Annotated in this window: 17 protein-coding genes; 5 read left to right on the forward strand and 12 right to left on the reverse strand. The window is 72.3% G+C overall.

Translation table 11 applies throughout. The features are described 5' to 3' along the window. Positions 1-35 precede the first annotated feature (35 nt). Positions 36-476 (forward strand): SRPBCC family protein, encoded by a 441-nt coding sequence (locus ASH01_RS18045; RefSeq protein ID WP_056779195.1) that lies wholly within the window; start codon positions 36-38, stop codon positions 474-476. A 39-nt stretch (positions 477-515) separates the two neighbouring features. On the opposite strand, the gene ptsP is transcribed toward ASH01_RS18045, so the two are convergent. The 5 genes from ptsP to ASH01_RS18070 form a co-directional block, all read right to left on the reverse strand. Further along, positions 516-2222: a phosphoenolpyruvate--protein phosphotransferase gene (ptsP, locus tag ASH01_RS18050; protein WP_056779199.1), complete on the reverse strand. Its 1707-nt coding sequence runs from the start codon at positions 2220-2222 to the stop codon at positions 516-518. A 5-nt stretch (positions 2223-2227) separates the two neighbouring features. Then, positions 2228-2497: an HPr family phosphocarrier protein gene (locus tag ASH01_RS18055; RefSeq protein ID WP_020141825.1), complete on the reverse strand. Its 270-nt coding sequence runs from the start codon at positions 2495-2497 to the stop codon at positions 2228-2230. 75 nt (positions 2498-2572) lie between these two features. After that, positions 2573-4663, reverse strand: a complete 2091-nt coding sequence (locus ASH01_RS18060; RefSeq protein WP_056779201.1) for a PTS fructose transporter subunit IIABC — start codon at positions 4661-4663, stop codon at positions 2573-2575. Between the two features lie 67 nt (positions 4664-4730). Then, on the reverse strand, positions 4731-5675 hold the full coding sequence (gene pfkB / locus ASH01_RS18065; protein WP_056779204.1) for a 1-phosphofructokinase: 945 nt from the start codon (positions 5673-5675) through the stop codon (positions 4731-4733). Then, positions 5672-6433, reverse strand: a complete 762-nt coding sequence (locus ASH01_RS18070) for a DeoR/GlpR family DNA-binding transcription regulator (protein WP_056779207.1) — start codon at positions 6431-6433, stop codon at positions 5672-5674. The genes pfkB and ASH01_RS18070 overlap by 4 nt, the downstream gene beginning before the upstream one ends. 268 nt (positions 6434-6701) lie before the next feature. Between ASH01_RS18070 and ASH01_RS18075 the strand changes: the two genes are divergently transcribed. Then, entirely contained in the window at positions 6702-7628 is a 927-nt protein-coding gene (locus tag ASH01_RS18075) for an alpha/beta hydrolase (RefSeq protein ID WP_056779209.1), read from the forward strand. Between the two features lie 69 nt (positions 7629-7697). On the opposite strand, the gene ASH01_RS18080 is transcribed toward ASH01_RS18075, so the two are convergent. Next, a complete protein-coding gene (locus ASH01_RS18080) occupies positions 7698-9482 on the reverse strand; it encodes an alkaline phosphatase D family protein (RefSeq protein WP_056779212.1) in 1785 nt (594 codons plus the stop codon). Between the two features lie 182 nt (positions 9483-9664). Here ASH01_RS18080 and ASH01_RS18085 point away from each other — a divergent pair, with 182 nt between their 5' ends. After that, positions 9665-9853 (forward strand): hypothetical protein, encoded by a 189-nt coding sequence (locus ASH01_RS18085; protein ID WP_056779214.1) that lies wholly within the window; start codon positions 9665-9667, stop codon positions 9851-9853. A gap of 67 nt (positions 9854-9920) precedes the next feature. Here the strand turns inward: ASH01_RS18085 and ASH01_RS18090 are convergent, their stop codons facing one another. Genes ASH01_RS18090 through ASH01_RS18100 form a run of 3 tightly spaced genes read right to left on the reverse strand, consistent with a single transcriptional unit; the run spans position 9921 to position 13440 of the window. Further along, a complete protein-coding gene (locus ASH01_RS18090) occupies positions 9921-11528 on the reverse strand; it encodes a DUF4389 domain-containing protein (RefSeq protein WP_235509657.1) in 1608 nt (535 codons plus the stop codon). Between the two features lie 5 nt (positions 11529-11533). Beyond that, positions 11534-12019, reverse strand: a complete 486-nt coding sequence (locus ASH01_RS18095) for a hypothetical protein (RefSeq protein ID WP_056823037.1) — start codon at positions 12017-12019, stop codon at positions 11534-11536. Beyond that, positions 12016-13440, reverse strand: coding sequence for a cyclic 2,3-diphosphoglycerate synthase (locus tag ASH01_RS18100; RefSeq protein ID WP_056779724.1), 1425 nt, complete (start codon positions 13438-13440; stop codon positions 12016-12018). Before ASH01_RS18100 ends, ASH01_RS18095 begins: the two co-directional genes overlap by 4 nt. Positions 13441-13626: 186 nt before the next feature. Between ASH01_RS18100 and rocD the strand changes: the two genes are divergently transcribed. Then, positions 13627-14847: an ornithine--oxo-acid transaminase gene (gene rocD, locus ASH01_RS18105; protein ID WP_056779218.1), complete on the forward strand. Its 1221-nt coding sequence runs from the start codon at positions 13627-13629 to the stop codon at positions 14845-14847. 71 nt (positions 14848-14918) lie between these two features. Then, the gene (locus ASH01_RS18110) at positions 14919-15158 is read left to right on the forward strand and encodes a hypothetical protein (protein WP_056779221.1); all 240 of its coding nucleotides are present in this window, start codon (positions 14919-14921) and stop codon (positions 15156-15158) included. Positions 15159-15190: 32 nt separating this feature from the next. Here the strand turns inward: ASH01_RS18110 and ASH01_RS18115 are convergent, their stop codons facing one another. The 3 genes from ASH01_RS18115 to ASH01_RS18125 form a co-directional block, all read right to left on the reverse strand. Next, positions 15191-15823, reverse strand: a complete 633-nt coding sequence (locus ASH01_RS18115) for a hypothetical protein (RefSeq protein WP_056779727.1) — start codon at positions 15821-15823, stop codon at positions 15191-15193. A 321-nt stretch (positions 15824-16144) separates the two neighbouring features. After that, positions 16145-17293, reverse strand: coding sequence for a hypothetical protein (locus ASH01_RS18120; protein ID WP_056779224.1), 1149 nt, complete (start codon positions 17291-17293; stop codon positions 16145-16147). Between the two features lie 93 nt (positions 17294-17386). Then, entirely contained in the window at positions 17387-17911 is a 525-nt protein-coding gene (locus ASH01_RS18125) for a 2'-5' RNA ligase family protein (RefSeq protein WP_056779227.1), read from the reverse strand. Positions 17912-17938: the final 27 nt, after the last annotated feature.

The raw sequence follows: 17938 nt of genomic DNA on the forward strand, positions 1-17938 counted from the left end.
ACCCGCGTGACGGGCCGCGGCAGTACGGTTCGCGCATGGAGTTCACCCAGGAGGTCGTCGTCCAGGTGCCGCGGGCGCGGTTCATCGAGCTCTTCGACGACCCGGACAACCTGCCGAAGTGGCAGGAGGGCCTCGTCTCGTTCGAGCCGATCCACGGCGAGCCGGGCCACCCGGGAGCCCAGTCGCGGCTGACCTTCCGGCGTGGGCGCGGCACCCTCGAGATGGTCGAGACCGTGACGCGCCGGGACCTGCCGTATGCGTTCGAGGGCACCTACGACGCCAAGGGCGTCCACTCGACGACGCGCAACGAGTTCCACGAGGCCGGTCCCGACGCCACGCGCTGGGTGACCCACAACGACTTCGAGTTCCACGGCGTCATGAAGGTCGTCGGCCTCGTGCTTGCCAAGAGCTTCCCGAAGCAGAGCCTGTCGATGATGGAGGCGTTCAAGACCTTCGCCGAGTCGCAGCCGCGCTAGCGGCCACGACCCGGCCCAGGTCGTCTCAGGGCAACGGGCTCAGAGCAGGTCGGTGAGCTCCGTCCGCGCGGCCTCGCGCACGGCCGTGAGGGCGTCGATGGCGGTGCGCGCCCCGCGAGCCGCGGCCGCGAGGTCCTGACACTCGGCCACGGAGTGGAGCGACAGGGCCAGGCGCACGACCGGCACCTTGCTCGGCGCCATCGACAGCGACGAGACCCCGAGGCCGACGAGGACGAGGGCGAGCAGGGGGTCACCGGCTGACTCGCCGCAGACCCCGATGGGGCGGCCGGCTCGGGCGGCCCCCTCGCACGCGAGCCCGACGACGTCGAGGACGCCCGGCTGCCACGGGTCGAGCAGGTCGGACAGCGCGCCCTGCATGCGGTCGGCGGCCATCGTGTACTGAGCGAGGTCGTTGGTGCCGAGCGAGCCGAAGTCGACCTCGCCGAGCACGTCGTGGGCCCGCAGCGCTGCGCCGGGCACCTCGATCATGACGCCGGCCTTGGGCAGCCCGTTCTCGCGGACGCGGCGCGCGAACCACGCCGCCTCCTCCGCCGTCGCGACCATCGGGGCCATGACGCGCACGTCGGCCCCGGTCTCGCGGGCGGCGATGGCGAGCGCCTCGAGCTGGGCGTCGAGCAGGTCGGGCCGCTCGGCCGAGAGCCGCAGGCCGCGACGCCCGAGCGCGGGGTTCTCCTCCGGCCCGAGGTCGGCGAACTTGAGCGGCTTGTCGGCGCCGGCGTCGAGGGTGCGCACGACGACGCGCCGGCCCTCGAAGGGCGCGAAGACCCCGCGGTAGATCTCGGTCTGCTCCTCGACCGTCGGGGCCTTCGTCGCCGAGAGGTAGACGAACTCGGTGCGGAAGAGCCCGACGCCCTCGAGGTCCTGGGCGCCGGCAGCGACGGCGTCCTCGACGCCACCGATGTTGGCGAGCAGCGCGACCTCGGCGCCGTCGGAGGTCCGACCGGCCCCGGAGAGGTGCGAGAGCGCCTCGGCGCGACGCGCCGCCCGCTCCCGCTGGGCGGTGACGAGCTCCATGTCGGGGTCGATCGTCACTTCACCGGTGTCGCCGTCGAGCGCGACGGGCGTGCCCGGGGCGATCTCGGTGGCCCCGGCCAGCTGGACGACGGCGGGGATGCCCATCTGCGCGGCGAGGATCGCCGTGTGGCTCGTCCGGCCGCCGGCCTCGGTGATGATCCCGACGACGAGCCGCCGGTCGAGCGTCGCCGTCTCGGCGGGCGCGAGGTCCTCGGCGACGATGACGCTGGGCTCGGTGAAGGAGGGTACGCCGGGGGCCGGGACCCCGAGCACCGCGGCGACCGCGCGTGACCCGACGTCACGCAGGTCGGCGACCCGCTCGGCGAAGTAGCCGCCGAGCGCCTCGAACTGGGCGGCATACGTCTCGACGGCGTTCTCGATGGAGTGCGCCCGACCGTGCCCGGCGGCGAGCTCCTTGGCCGCGGCCTTGACGAGGCCCTTGTCGCGGGCGATGAGGGCGGTCGCCTTGAGGATCTGCTGGGCCGTGTCGTCGACCCGGGTCGCCCGCTCCTCGAGCGAGACGGCGACCGACTCGAAGGCCGCGCGCACGTCGGCGAGCGCCGCCTCCTGGTCGTCGACCGCCGTCTCGTCGGCCGGCGGCCGGACCGGAGGTGCGACCTGCACCACCGGTCCGTACGCCGTGCCCGGACTGACACCGATGCCGTGCCTGGTCTCCGAAGGAGTCTCCGAACGGGTCTCCGACTCGGCCATGCTCGTTACTCCGCGTCGAGGTCGCGCGAGAGGAGCTCGACGAGCGAGTCGAGCGTCTCGTCGGCGCCGTCGCCCTCGGCCGTCAGGACGACCTCCTCGCCGTGCCGGGCCCCGAGGGCCATGACGCCGAGGATGCTCGTCGCGTCGACGGGGTCCTCGCCGGGCTTGGCGATCTCGACGTCGAGCCCGGAGGCGCTCGCGGCCTCGACGAAGAGGGCGGCCGGGCGGGCGTGGAGGCCCACCGAGGAGGCGATGGTGACGGTGCGGGTAGCCATGGACGTGCTCCTTCTATGGATTCAGGTGGTCGTGCTGTCGATGTGGATCAGACGGCGATCGAGCTCACGCCCTGGTCAGACCGTAGCGCTCGCGTCGACCTCTGCAAGGTGCGTGTCGCGGGACTTCAGTGCGACGACGATCGCGGTCATGACGAGGACGCCGATGACCAGGGCGAGCAGGAAGAGGAGGAAGTTGCCGATGAGCGGCAGCACCCAGATGCCTCCGTGCGGGGCCCGGAGCGTCGCGCCGAACATCATCACGAGGCCACCGGTGACGGCGGAGCCGATCACGGAGGAGGTGATGATGCGCACCGGGTCGGCCGCCGCGAACGGGATGGCTCCCTCGGAGATGAACGAGGCGCCGAGCAGCCAGGCGGCCTTGCCGTTCTCACGCTCCGGCTCGGAGAAGAGGTGCGGGCGGACCGTCGTGGCGAGGGCCATGGCGAGCGGCGCGACCATGCCGGCCGCCATGACGGCGGCCATGATCTTCAGCTGGGGAGCGTCGGACACCGTGCCGGCCGTGGCGAGGCCCGCGGTGGCGAAGAAGTAGGCCGCCTTGTTGACCGGGCCACCGAGGTCGAAGCCCATCATGGCGCCGAGCACGATGCCGAGCAGCAGCGCGCTCGAGCCGCTCATGTTGTTGAGGCCGCTCGTCAACGCGTCGCTCAGGGCCTTGATCGGACGGCCGAGGACGGTGATGAAGAGCCCGGCGGTGATGAGGGTCGACAGGAGCGGGATGACGACGACCGGCATGACGCCCCGGACCCCCTTGGCCACCTTCCAGTGGGCGATCCAGCGGGCGACGAAGCCGGCGAGGAAGCCGGTGGCGAGGCCGCCGAGGAAGCCGGCGCCCATCGTCGCGGCGATGGAGCCGCCGACGATGCCGGGCACGAGGCCGGGACGGTCGGCGATCGCGAAGGCGATGAAGCCGGAGAGGATCGGCACGAGGAAGCCGAACGAGGCGCCGCCGATGACGAAGAGCAGGCCGGCCCACGACTCGAGGCTGAAGGCGCTGAAGCTCTGCGTGATGTTGTACTTCCCCTCGGCCGTCAGGCCGTACTTGACGATCTCGATCGGCCCCTGCTCACCGAGGGCGATCTGGGCGAGCATGAACGACAGGGCGATGAGGATGCCGCCTGCTGCGACGAACGGGATCATGTAGGAGACACCGGTCATGAGCCACTGGCGGATCTTCGTACCGGTGCTCGCGCCGCTCTCGACCTTCGAGGTCAGACCGCCCGAGGGACCGCCGGCAGCGGCGGCCGCGACGGCGGCTGCGCGCTTGCTCGGGTCGGCGTCCCACTCGGTGACGAGCTGCTCGGCCTGGGAGACGAGCGCCGGGCCGTCGGAGATGCCCTTCTTGACGCCGACGTCGACGAGGGGCTTGCCGGCGAAGCGGCCAGCGTCCTTGACGGGCAGGTCGTGGGCGAAGATGACGGCGTCGGCCGCCGCGATCTCGGCCGCGCTCAGCGGCGTCGAGCCGGCGGAGCCCTGGGTCTCGACCTTGATCGTGTGACCCGCGGCCTTCGCGGCGTTCTCGAGGCCCTCGGCCGCCATGTAGGTGTGGGCGATGCCGGTCGGGCACGAGGTGACCCCGACGAGGTTGAGCACGCGCTTGGCGGCCGGTGCTGCTGCAGCGCCCGTGGTGTCCGTGCCTGCGGCACCAGCACCGGCACCGGCGGCTCCCGCGGCCCCGGCGGCCGCGGCGGCCATGACCGGCTGGTCGAGCTCGACCTCGGCGCTGACGATGCGGACGACCTCGGCCTCGGTCGTCGCGGCGGCGAGCGCCGCCTTGAAGTCCTTCTTCATGAGGGCGCGGGCGAGCTTGGGCAGCATCTGCATGTGCGCGTCGCCGCCGCCCTCGGGGGCCGCGATGAGGAAGACGAGCGTCGCGGGACCGTCCTTGGCGCCCCAGTCGATGCCGTCCGTGCGGCCGAACACGAGCGACGGCTCGGTGATGGCGGCGCTGCGGGCGTGCGGGATGCCGATGCCGCCGGGCAGCCCGGTCGCCATGGTCTCCTCGCGCTTGCGCACGTCGCCCAGGAAGGCGTCGAGGTCGGTGCACCGGCCGGAGGCGACGAGGCGCTCGCCGAGCGTCCGGGTCGCCTCGTGGCGATCGGCACCGGTGAGGTCGAGGACGACCTGGTCTTCGGTGATCAGGGACATGGTGTTTCCTTTCGGACGATCAGGACGATCGGTGCTTGTCGTTCCGGGTGTTCGGCGTCTCGTGGCGTCAGGAGAGGACGCGGTCGAAGTCGGGCTCGCGGGTCAGCTCGGCGCGTATGCCGTCGAGGTCGTCAGGTGAGGGCACGCGGCTTCCGGGGAGGGTGACCGCCGCGGCGCCCCACGTCACCCCCGTCATGAGGGCGTCCGCCGGGGTGAGCCCGGTGGACAGGCCGTGGAGCAGGCCGGCGAGCATGCAGTCGCCGGCGCCCACGGTGGACAGGGGGGCCGTGATCGTCGCGCGTGCGTGGGCGCACTCGTCGGCGGTCACGAGCAGGGCGCCATCGCCGCCGAGGCTGACGGCCACGACGTCGATGCCACCGGCGACGAGCTCACGGGCGGCGTCGCGGACGTGGCCCAGGGTGGGCAGGTCGTGGCCGACGAGCTCGGCGAGCTCCTCGTGGTTGGGCTTGATGAGGTGCGGCTTCGCGGCGACGGCGGCGGCGAACGGCGCGCCGGACGAGTCGATGGCGACCCGCAGCCCGCGCTCGCGCACCCGGCCGACGAGGCCGGCATACAGGTCGGTGGGCGCTCCGGGAGGGAGGCTGCCGCAGCCGACGACCCACTGGGCGCCGTCGGCGTGCTCGAGCGTCGTCGCGAGGAGGGACTCGACCTCGTCGGCCGAGAGGTCGGGGCCGGGCTCGTTGAGCTTGGTCGTCGTGCCGTCGGGCTCGAGGACGCTGATGTTCATCCGGACCGACCCGCACACCGGCACGGAGACGTGGCCGACCCCGGCCGCCTCGAGCAGCTCCTCGAGGAGGTGCCCCTCGGGTCCTCCGCTCGGCAGGACCGCGATGGTGGAGCCGCCCTGCGCGGCGAGGGCGCGGGAGACGTTGACGCCCTTGCCGCCCGGGTCGATGCGGCTGCTCGTGGCGCGGTGCACCTCGCCACGGCGGAGCGCGTCGATGAGGACGGCCCGGTCGATGCTGGGGTTGGGCGTGAGCGTGACGATCATGCGGTCACCACTTCCGGTCCGGCCGCGCGGATCTCGGCGGCGACGTCGTCGTCGAGGTCGGTGTCGGTGATGACGACGTCGACGTCGGCGAGCTGGGCGAATCGGTGGAGGTGGTCGTCGCCGGCCTTGCTCGAGTCGGTGAGGACCACGCACTTGCGGGCGGCGCCGACCATGGCGCGCTTGACGAGCGACTCGGACTGGTCGGGCGTCGTCAGGCCGCGGGCGACGGACAGGCCGTTGGTGCCGATGACGGCGACGTCGACGACGACGTCGGCGAGAGCGCCGGTGGCCCAGTCGCCGACGGCGGCGCCGGTCGTGCCGCGGACGCGTCCACCGAGGAGGTAGAGCTTGATGCCGGGGTGGGTCGACAGGACGGTCGCCGCGGCGAGGCTGTTGGTGAGGACGGTGAGGTCGAGGTCGGGCGGGAGCATCTCGGCGACGGCCAGGGTCGTCGACCCGCCGTCGAGGATGATGCTGCCGCCGCTGGGCAGCTCGTCGAGGGCGCGGGCCGCGATGCGGCGCTTGACGTCGGCGAGGCGGCCGGAGCGGGTGGCGAGGGTCGGCTCGACCTCGAGGCGCTCGACGGGGATCGCACCGCCGTGGACCCGGCGCAGGGAGCCACGACGCTCGAGGGCGGTGAGGTCGCGGCGCACGGTCTCGGCGGCGACACCCAGGGAGTCGGCGAGGGCGGTGACCTCGACCCGGCCGGCACGACGTGCCTCAGCGATGATCCGCTGCTGCCGCTCCGCTGCGTACATCGGACTCCCTCGTCCTGTGTGGTTCCCATCGTGCCCTCTGGGGCCCGTGACACAAGGAAACCACCGGCTCGGCGTGAAGTAAATAGATTCGGGCACCCGTTTCTGTTGATTTCTGCGAGTGGAGCGGGCTAAACGGGCATACCGGGCGGGCCGCGCCCGTGCCCGAGCCAAGACCGAGCCACCTCGTGAGCAGACGCTCCCCCGAGACGCGGCGGACGGCATACGCTGCCGCTCGACGGCCAGTCACCGAGCAGATCGAGGACGATCCATGCAGAGCAGCACGTTCACGCTGACCACGCCCGACGGCACCGACGTCTTCGTCAACCGGTGGCTCCCCGACGGTGACGCGAGGGCGGTCGTCCAGATCGCGCACGGCCTCGCCGAGCACTCGAGCCGCTACGCCCGCTTCGCGCAGCGCCTCACCGACCACGGGTATGCCGTCTACGGCTCCGACCACCGCGGGCACGGCAAGACGTCGAGCCCACGCGGCTCCTTCGCCGAGCGGGACGGCTGGCAGACGGTCATCGACGACCTGCACGCCGTCACCGACAAGGCCCGCGAGGAGCAGCCGGGGCTGCCCGTCGTCCTCGTCGGCCACAGCATGGGCTCGTTCATCTCGAGGGGGTATGCCGCCCAGTACGGTCCCGAGCTCGCCGGCCTCGTGCTCACGGGCACCGCCGGCGGAGCCGGCGCCATCGGCAAGGTCGGCGTCTTCCTCGCCTCGACCCAGGCCCGGCTCCGCGGGCACGAGCACGCGAGCGGCCTGATGAACACGCTGAGCTTCGGGCAGTACAACTCGACGTTCAAGCCGACCCGCACCGACTTCGACTGGCTCTCGAGGGACCCGGCCGAGGTCGACAAGTACATCAACGACCCCGACTGCGGATTCGTCTTCAGCGCAGGCGGATTCGCTGACCTGCTGCGCGGGCTCGAGTCGGTCAACACCGACCGCGTGGCCTCGCGCATCCCCAAGGGCCTGCCGGTCCACCTCGCCTCGGGCGACCAGGACCCGGTCGGCGCCAACGGCAAGGGCGTGCAGCAGGTCGCCGACCAGCTGCGACGGCTCGGCGTCCAGGACGTCACGGTGAAGCTGTGGCCGCAGGCCCGCCACGAGATCCTCAACGAGACGAACCGCGACGAGGTCGAGGTCGAGATCGTCGACTGGATCGACGCGCACCTCGCCGCTCAGGGCTGACCCACACCGCGAGCGCACGGCAGCGCCCACTCGACCACGAACGTCGAGCGGGCGCTGCCGTTCTGGTGGTCAGCCGTCGCGCGGCAGGTCCGAGCGCGGGCCGACCGGCCCGGTCGCCGGCGAGAGGCGGCGTGTGCCCGCGAGCGTCTGGAGGCTGCGCGTGTAGGTGGGCACGATCGTCGGGACGACGCGCGGGTCGGGCTGGGCGCTCGTCGGCACCGGGGTGTGGTGGTAGTCGGCCTGCACGCGCTCGGGCGTCACGTCGATGACGACGTAGCCGTGGCTGACCCCGTCGATGTAGCGCAGCCACGGGTTGAGCTGCTGCGCCGCGCCGATGGCCTGCCGGGTCACGGCCACGACGACCTCTGGCGGCTGTCCGGCGAGCTGCGGCGTGCGGCCGAGCACCTCGAAGAAGCCGTCGCTCGTCACCGACGGGCAGACGAACTCGACCCCGGCGGAGGCGTAGGCCGTCTGGCCGGGTGACGACCTGACGGGAAGGTCGCACGAGAACGACGCGTGGATGTCGCCGGTCAGCACGACCGCGTCACCGGCGGCCGGCGGCTGCGCGGCGAGGTGGTCGAGCAGGCTCGTGCGATCGGCGGTGTAGCCGTCCCACTGGTCGGCGTTGACGAAAGTCATCCCGGCGGCGCCGAGCGCGGCACCCGGGTAGAGGACCGGCGCGACCATGACCTGGTTGCCGAGCAGGTGCCACTGGCGACCCTGCTCGGCGAGGCCGTCCTTGAGCCAGGTCAGCTGCTCCGGCTCGGGCAGGTGCCGGGCCGGCGAGGCGATGGCCCCGTCGATCGCCGGGCTGACCCCGATCGGGACGAACCCGTCGAACGGCACGTCGGGCACGGTCACCTGGGCGCTGCGGTTCTGCCTCGTCTCGAGGATCGAGAGGTCGCCGAGGGCGCCGAACGTGAACCGCTTGAAGAAGCGCGTGCCCCGGTGCGGCACGGACTGGTCGGGCATCCGGAACGGCATCCACTCGAGGTAGGCCTGCATGGCCTGGGCCCGGCGCGCGAGGTAGTCGCCCTCGCCCGCCTGGTGGTTCTGGGCCCCGCCGGCCCACGCGTTGTTGGCGACCTCGTGGTCGTCGAAGATCGTGATCCACGGCAGCTTCTGGTGCGCAGCCTGCGCGTCGGGGTCGGCCTTGTGCAGCGCGTGGCGCAGCCGGTAGCCGGTCAGGTCGATGGTCTCGGTCGCGGGCTGGCCGTCGCGAACGCCGACGAGCGCGGCGGGGCCGTAGCGGTCGGCGCCGTTGCCGTACTCGTAGATGTAGTCGCCGACGTGGAGCACGAAGTCGAGGTCGTCGCGGGCGGCGATGGCGCGGTAGGCCGTGAAGAAGCCGCCCGTGTAGTTGCTGCAGCTGACGAGGGCCATCCGCAGCGCGTGGGTCTCGCCCGCGACGTCGCCAGCGGTCTGAGTGCGCCCGACGTCGCTGAACTCACCGAGCGACTGGAAGCGGTAGAAGTAGCGCGTGTAGGGGTCGAGCCCGGAGACGTCGACCTTGACCGTGTGGTCGCGGTCGGGCGAGGTCATGACGGTGCCGTGGGCGGCGATCCGCGTGAAGCGCTGGTCGCGGGCGACCTGCCAGCGCACCGGGATCGACCGGCCGAGGCCGCTGCCCGGGGTGGCGACGGGCTCTCCGGGTCGGGCCGGTGGCGTGGCGCGGGTCCAGATGATGACGGAGTCGGCGGTGGGGTCGCCGCTGGCGACCCCGTAGCCGAAGATGCCCCGACTCGCCGGCGCCGCAGCGGCGGCCGGGTCGAAGACGCGAGGGACGGCGAGGGCTGCGGTGGCCGCGGCCACACCCTTGAGGAGGGTGCGCCGGTCGAGGGACGGCGTTGTCATGCTCCGGAGGCTATGCCCGCCCGGTGACCGACAGGGGCGTACGCGTCGACCGGCATCTGGCGACCGCGTGACCGACCGTGGTCGGCGACGGCATACGGCCTCGGGGGCGCCGGCGCGTGGGGTGACGTGGCGGATCCGGCGACGTAGCGTCGGCACATGAGCACCTACCTGCGGGTCCGGTCATGACCCGCCCGGTCCGCGTCATCGTCGGCGTCCTCGTGCTGCTCGTCGGAGCGCTGTGGACGCTGCAGGGTCTCGGCTTCGTCGGCGGCAGCGCGATGTCGGGCAACACGCTGTGGGCCGTCATCGGGCCGATCGTCGCCGTCGCGGGTCTCGGGCTCGCGCTGTCGCGACCTCGCCGCCGCCCCTGACCGAGGCGGCAGGAGCCCCTGCCGCCCCTGACGGAGGCGGCTGGAGCCCTGCGGCGAGGTCAGCCGGTCAGCCGACGCGGGTCGGGCCGGTCGGGCGGACGGCGTCGTCGGCCACCGGCGGTGGGAGCGTCGGGGGTGGCGGCGGTCCCGGCAGACCCGGCGGCACCTCGGCACCACCCTCGTCGAGCTGGAACGGCGGGTAGACGTCCGTCATGAGCGCGGCGTAGGCGATGACGCGGTAGACCCACCGGTTGAGGCCGGCGACGAGGTCGAAGAGTGCTCGCGGGTAGTGGCCGGCGAAGAGGAGCGACAGCCCCGCGACGAGGACGAGCAGTCCGAGCAGGCCTCCGCTCAGGATGTTGAGGCGACCGTTCCCGTCGGTGTCCCTCGCCCAGGTCCATGCCCACGAGCCGCCACCGACGAGCAGGCCGACGATGAGGTAGTGCGGGATCGCGAGCAGCCACCACTTGACGAGGACGAGACCCCGCGAGAGCCGCCCCGGGTAGGCGATGTCGAGCCGCGCCGGATAGTCCGGCTCGTCGTCGAGACTGAACGGTGGGTAGCGGTCGGTGCCGAGGCCGCCGCTGCTCGCGTAGTAGGACACGCGCCAGGTCCACCGGAGCACCCCGAGGTTGAAGTCGAAGAGCCCGCGGGGGTAGCGCCCGGTGAAGAGGATCGCGAAGAACGCGAAGACGCTGACGACCGAGAACGCGATCCACAGGAAGCCGAGCACGAAGACGTGCGGGATCGCGAGGAACCACTTGACGAGCCACAGCCACCGCGAGAGCGGCTCGTCGAGGCGCGCATCGAGCGCGACCGGACTCACGGCTCGGGGGTGCGTCGACAGCGACGTCGGTGCGGCGACCGGGGACGCCTCGACGGTCGAGGCGGGCAGGGCGCCGTCCGGCGGCGCGATGCCGCCGGGCTGGGGCGGCCTGGTGCCGTTCGCGCCGCGGACGATCAGGGCCACGGCGACCCCTGTCAGGACGAGACCGATCCCGAGCATGACGAGAGCGAGGGGCAGGAGGAAGCCGGCCCGCACCCCGACGGTCGCGGCGACGGCGACTCCGGCGCTCCCGTCGGCGTTCATGATGACGGCGGCCCACTGCCCCCCGGTGACGCGCCAGGACAGCTGCTGCTGGCCGGAGCCGGTGGCCGAGGTGGTCCAGAAGGTCTGCGCCGTCGGGGCGGCCACGGTCGAGGCGCCCGGAGTCGCCCGCAGCACTGCGGCGCTCGCGCTCCCGTCGCGGGCCCGCGCGATGCCGACGACCTGCTCGTGGGCGACGCCCCGGAGGTATGCCGTGAGGTCGCCCGACGGTGCCAGGCCGAGGAACACGTCCGTCCCGGACGCGAGCGGACGTGCCGTGAGCCGGAGGTCGAGGTCGAGCCGGTCGAGCACCCAGGCGGGCACGTCGGGACCCGTCTCGACGACGATGTCCTCGGCCGTGATGGCCGGCGACTGGCTCGTGAGGGCAGGGAGCGTCAGGGACAGGTAGCCCGCGTCGTCCCGACCCACGGCATACGTGATGGCGAGGCCGGCGCCGCCGAGGAGCAGACCCAGCCCGGGCAGGATGAGCAGGCAGCCGATGACGAGGGCCGCGATGTGGCGCCCAGCGGGATGGAACCCACCCGTCGGGCCCGGAGTGGCGATGGGGTTGGGACTGGTGGTGGTCACGACGATCACATCCTCGGGAAGCGGCCCGTGACGAGCCGCACGATGGCCTCGACGATCCCGACGACGCTGCCGACGACGCCGATCGCGAGCAGCACCCGCGCGACGACCTCCCAGCCGGTGCCGATGACGTCGAGCGGGAAGACCTGCCACATCTGCACCAGGGCGATGAGGCCGAAGCCGATGGAGATGATGTCGCCGAAGGCCCGCGGACGGGGCTGGTCGACGACGACGTTGACGAGGTCGGCGATGGCTCTCGCGATGATCGAGGCGTTGATCGCGCCGATGACGAGGACCGTGCGCGGGGTGAGGAACGGCACGACCTCCCAGCCGGGCCAGACGTTGATGAGCAGGAGCATGACGAGGCTGGTGAGGAGCGACCCGGCGTAGCCCGCACGCCGGCCTCGCTGGGGTACGGGCGCACGGGGGTCGAGCTCATGGCCGGTCCGGTGGTCTCGCGAGTCGGAGGGCAGGTGTCCGGTCGGCGTGGTCATGACGCGCTCCCGGCGAACGTGGAACCCGCATGGGTGCCGAGGACGTCCTGGACGTCGAGGGGCAGCGCGGTCCGGAGCGCGGCCGCGAGGCCACCGGGCACGATCTCGCGCAGCTCGTAGCGAGCCCGCACGAGGGGTGCGGGCACCGTCAGCACCCGGGTGAGGTCGATGGGCGTGCCGCTGACGACGGCTTCGCACTCACCCGCGACGACGGCCGACCGGATCGTCGCCTCGAGGTCGCGCACCTGGCCCCCGCCGTAGCCCATGGCCGGCAGGACGCCCCGCGCGTTCGGGTACTTCGCGTAGGTCGCGGCGATGGACCCCACGGCATACGGGGTCGGGTCGACGATCAGGGCGGCACCGGCCGCGCGCGCGCCGACGACGCCGGCGCCGTAGGTCATCGAGCCGTGCGTCAGGGTCGGTCCGTCCTCGACGACGATGACGCGGCGACCGTGGACGGCGGCGGGATCGTCGACGGTGACCGGGCTGTCGGCGCGCAGCACCGTGGCACGGGGGTTGAGGGCGCGCACCGAGGCCTCGACGGCGTCGATGTCGGCCGGCCGCGCCGAGTCGCACTTCGCGATGACGACGACGTCGGCCATCCGGACGTTGGCCTCGCCCGGGTGGTAGGCCGCCTCGTCGCCGGGTCGCAGCGGGTCGGCGAGGACGACGTGGAGGTCGGGGAGGTAGAAGGGAAGGTCGTTGTTGCCGCCGTCCCAGAGGATGACGTCGGCCTCCTGCTCGGCCTCGCGGAGGATCCGCTCGTAGTCGACGCCGGCGTAGACGACGACGCCCGCGTCGAGGTGCGGCTCGTACTCCTCGCGCTCCTCGATCGTGCAGTCGTGGCGGTCGAGGTCGGCGTAGGTCGCGAAGCGCTGGCACGCCTGGGCGGCGAGGTCGCCGTAGGGCATCGGGTGTCGGACCGCGACGACGCGCTGGCCGAGGTCGAGGAGCATCCGGGCGAGGTAGCGCGTCGTCTGGCTCTTGCCGACGCCCGTGCGCACGGCAGTCACGGCCACCACGGGCTTCGTGCTGCGCAGCATCGTGCGCCGGGCGCTGTGGAGACGGAAGTCGGCTCCGGCAGCGATGCAGCGTGATGCGAGGTGCATGACCTGTTCGTGACGCACGTCGGAGTAGGCGAAGACGACGACGTCGACGTGCTCCCGCTCGACGAGGTCGGACAGCTCGGACTCCGCGACGATCGGAATGCCTTGCGGATAGAGGGATCCCGCGAGCTCCGGCGGATAGCGGCGGCCGTCGATGTCGGGGATCTGCGTCGCGGTGAAGGCGACGACCTCGTAGGCAGGGTCGTCGCGGAAGACGACGTTGAAGTCGTGGAAGTCCCGGCCGGCCGCGCCGAGGATGACGACGCGAGTCCGGGCTGCACGGGGAGTGTCGGTGCTGGGGCTGGTGGTGCTCATGGCCATCTCCACGGCTGGGTCACCGACGTGACCGACACACCTCACCACGGGTAGTCCTGGCTGCGGGACCCGCCTCTTCGAGTGTGCCACCGGGGCGTCGGGGCGGCGATGGTCCGAGAGCGGGATCACCCCGGTTTCGAGTCACATTCGGCGGCCGCCGGAGCGGGCCGGTGCCACGATCGAGGGGTGAGCGACACGGCGGCACGAACCGGGACCACGCACGAGCACATCTCCTTGGCGCAGAGCTGGATCGCCAACAACTACAGCCCGTTGCCCGTCGTCATCGCGTCCGCCGAGGGCGCCTGGGTGACCGACGTCGACGGTCGCCGCTACCTCGACGCGCTGGCCGGCTACTCGGCCCTCAACTTCGGTCACCTCCACCCGACGCTCGTCGCCGCGGCCCGGTCGCAGCTCGACCGGCTGACGCTGACGAGCCGCGCCTTCCACAGCGACCGGCTCGGGCCCTTCTGCCGGGACCTCGCGACCCTCGCCGGCAAGGAGCTCGTGCTGCCGATGAACACCGGCGCCGAGGCCGTCGAGACGGCGATCAAGACGGCGCGACGGTGGGGCTACGAGGTCAAGGGCGTGCCGGACGGACGGGCCCGCATCGTCGTCATGGCCGGCAACTTCCACGGCCGCACGACGACGATCGTCAGCTTCTCCGATGACCCTCTCGCGCACGACCACTACGGCCCCTACACGCCCGGGTTCGACATGGTGCCCCTCGGTGACCTCGAGGCGCTCGAGGCCGCGATCACCGACGAGACCGTCGCCGTGCTCCTCGAGCCGATTCAGGGCGAGGGCGGCGTCATCCTCCCGCCCGACGGGTGGCTGCGCGACGTGCGCCGGCTGACCCGAGACCGGAACGTGCTCATGGTCGCCGACGAGATCCAGTCGGGGCTCGGCCGCACCGGCACGACCTTCGCCTGCGACGTCGAGGGCGTCGTCCCCGACATCTACGTCCTCGGCAAGGCTCTCGGCGGCGGCATCGTCCCGGTGTCGGCGGTCGTCGCGGACCGTGACGTGCTCGGCGTCTTCACGCCCGGCAGCCACGGGTCGACCTTCGGCGGCAACCCGCTCGGGGCGGCGGTCGGGCAGGCGGTCGTCGGACTGCTCTCGACCGGCGAGTTCCAGCAGCGGGCGCGGCACCTCGGCGCGCTGCTCGACGACGGGCTGCGCGACCTGATCGGGCACGGCGTCGACGCGGTGCGCTGTCGCGGCCTCTGGGCCGGTGTCGACCTCGACCCGGGCCTCATGACCGGGCGCGAGGCGTCGCACCGACTTCTCGAGCACGGCGTCCTCGTCAAGGACACGCACGGCTCGACGGTGCGCATCGCTCCCCCGCTCGTCGTCGGCGAGATGGAGCTCGAGATCCTCCTCGACGCCTTCCGGGCGATCCTGCGCTGAGGGTCGGTCCTGCATCCGTCTTGCCACCCGCGTTCCAGCACCGAGAGCTCCACCGTCCCTGAGGAGGGGTCATGGCACAGAAGAAGTGGTCGGACCTGACGAGCGGCCAGCAGCGGGCGATCCTCGTCGCGGGCTGCGTGCAGCTGTCGCTGGCGGCGACGGCATGGGCCGACCTGGCCCGACGGCCGGCGAGCGAGATCGTGGGGAGCAAGGGGAAGTGGGCCGCGATCATCGCGATCAACTTCGTCGGACCGCTCGCCTACTTCGCGAGGGGACGGCGGGTGGTCGCCACGGAGGCGTCGGCCGCCTGATTCGCGATCGCACGCGCTCCGGAGTGCGCGGCCTACGCCATGGCCGCGCGCTCGGCGCGGTCGCGGATGCCGCGGAGCATCTTCTGGCTCATGAGGGAGCTCGCGGCCGAGACCGGCTCGACGAGGAGCGGCGACCAGCGGTGGGTGTAGGCGAAGCGCTCGCGGGTGATGAGCCGTGTCGCGCGGTGCGGGTGGCGGCGCAGGACGAACGACCACGTGAAGTCGTACGGCGCGGCCTCCGGGTCGCCGGGCACGGCCGGCCCGGCGTGCAGCACGAGTGAGCGCGCGGGTGCGACTGAGGCGACGGCCAGAGCGACCTGCGGGTGGAGGCGCACGAGGTCACCGACGGCGAGCTGCTGCCACTCCGGGGCGATGGTGTCGGCGCTGTGCAGTCGGCAGCCGGCGAGGTTCTCGAGCCGGTCGTAGCTGTAGAAGCCGCCCCGATCGGCACCGAGCTGCACGACCCACGGCCAGACGTCCTCGGGCGGCGCCTCGATGGTGATGGCGCGCGTCGCGACGAGGCCGGCGACCGGGAGGATCTCGTCGCCCGGGAGGTGCTCGCGCGTCTCCTCGGTCGTCGCGCCCCAGTGCAGCGCAGACCAGCGCAACGTCACCACGGACAGGACCGCGGCGCCGGCGACCAACGGTGCGACGAGGCGCCTCATGATCTTCACGGTAGTCCGGAAACCGTTGGCGGTCGGCGAGATCCGCGTCACCGTCGGGTCGGGCGCCGGGGCGGTGTCGAGGCGGCGTCGACACGAAACACCCCGGAAAGTGTTGGAGCCCGGCTCGCGTTCGCGAGTCCGGGCTACCAGTGACGGTTCACGTACCACAACGGGCCAACCGTCGAAGTCTTGGTCTTCCTGGGAACGAGTGTCCCGCTCCAGGGCGACCGCGACAGAGTGACACGCCGGTGTCGGCGCAGTTCGTGGAAATGACGCAAGATGGCACAAACGGACCAGAAGTGACTAGTCCCCTACGCCTTCTCAGCTGATCGGCGACCCCGTTGCGAGACCAGTGAGAGCGCCGTCGGGGACGACGCGGACGCAGCCCCACTCGAGGCCGAGCCGGTCCATGACGGCCTGGCTCGTGACGTGACGCAGGCGGCCGCCGTCGACGAGCCACACCGGGTCGGCGGACCGCTCGCGCAGCAGGGTTCGGTCGAGCGGCATCTGGCGCAGGCCACTGAGGGACCCCTGCGGGATCTCGCGGACCTTGCCCCAGTCGAGGCCGAGACCCTCGAAGACCTCGGGCGACGGGATCCAGAAGGCCTTGCCGCCGTAGACGACGTGGATCGGGTCGGTGCCGCGCTCGCGGACGAGCGTGCCGTTGCCGGGGTGGGTCGCGACGTGGGCCATCGACCCGGGCTTGGCCGACACGACGGCGTCCCAGCGCAGCCCGCACGCGTCGAACTCCGCGGGTGACGGCACCCAGAACTGGCCCCCACCGCGGATCACCATGATGCGCGGGTCGGTCGAGTCGTGGATGACGCGGCCGACGGCGAGGTAGCCCGGCACCTTGCGGGTGTAGCTCTCGACGAAGAGCCCTCGCCACGTCTTGCCGTTGCTGCCGGTGATGGCGCGCTCGGCCGGGTCGTCGACGGTGGTGAGCTTGAGCCGGACCTCCTGGCCCGGGTTGTTGTTGTCGTAGACGAGGACGTAGGTGTAGCGGCTGTCCTGCTCCCAGCCGTACGCGACGACCTGGTGGTCGTTGCCGAGCTCGGTGACCGAGCGGGCCTGGGTGAGGCCGAGCAGGACCGGCTGGCCGGAGTTGAGCCTCGCCTTGAGCTTGGGTAGCTCGTCCTCGCGGGTCATCCGGGCGACGCCCTTGCCGCGCAGCCAGGTCGGGTGGTCGAGGCTCGTCGCGTACTGGACGAACGTCAGGCCGTTGTCGACGAACGTGTCCATGAGCCGGGAGTAGACGTAGTCGCCGACGAGCGAGCCGTCCTGCGGCAGAGTGCCGTTCGTCGACATGGCGAGGCCGGCGTACCAGTAGTCCATGGCGGCGGCCGCCATGCCGCCGCAGCGGCCGCGGGTCGTGATGTCGACCCCGACGGCCGGGATCCGCAGGACGTGGTTGGTGAAGCCGTTGCTGAAGGCGAAGCCGTTCTCGGCGGGCGTGAAGCTGATGCGCATGGTCGTGTGTCTCTCCCCGAAGGTTTGTTGGTCGGGGAGAAGAGACACGGACGGCCCGATCGATACTGGGCACCGGTACTCATACCGGTGCCGTCAGGGCACTCCGGACAGGTCCCACGTGGTGCCGTCGGTCGTGTCGATGAGGGCCGCGCGGTCGCACCGAAGCGTCAGGGGAAGCCGGTCGGACACCGCGTCGACGACCGTCTGCAGGCGCGAACCCGGGACCCCGGTCGTGGCCGACACGTGCGGCATCCAGTGTCCGGGCTCGTAGTGCCGGTGGATCGTGGCGCCGGTCCGACGCAGCGCCTCGACCGCCCGGGCCTGCCGCGTGGCGAGAGCGACCGAGGCCGAGCCGGCGAGCGCCACGCGTCCGCGCGGGAAGACGACCGTGCCCTGCACCGAGACCTCGACCGGCCCGCCGTCGCCCAGCCCGGCCACGGCGGCGCCGGCCGCCTCCTGGTCCCAGGTCAGCAGGACGGCATACGACAGGTGGGGCACGTGGTGGCCGTGGGTGTGGGAGAGCAGCGTCGGGACGCCGTCCTCCTCGAGCCGCTCCCAGAGTGCGCGGACGGCGCGGTCGGACCTGCGGTCGAGCAGCAGGCAGAGCGCGAGCGCCATGGCCCATTGTGCGCACGCCGCCCGGCG

This window comes from Terrabacter sp. Soil811 (assembly GCF_001429655.1).
GTDB lineage: Bacteria > Actinomycetota > Actinomycetes > Actinomycetales > Dermatophilaceae > Terrabacter.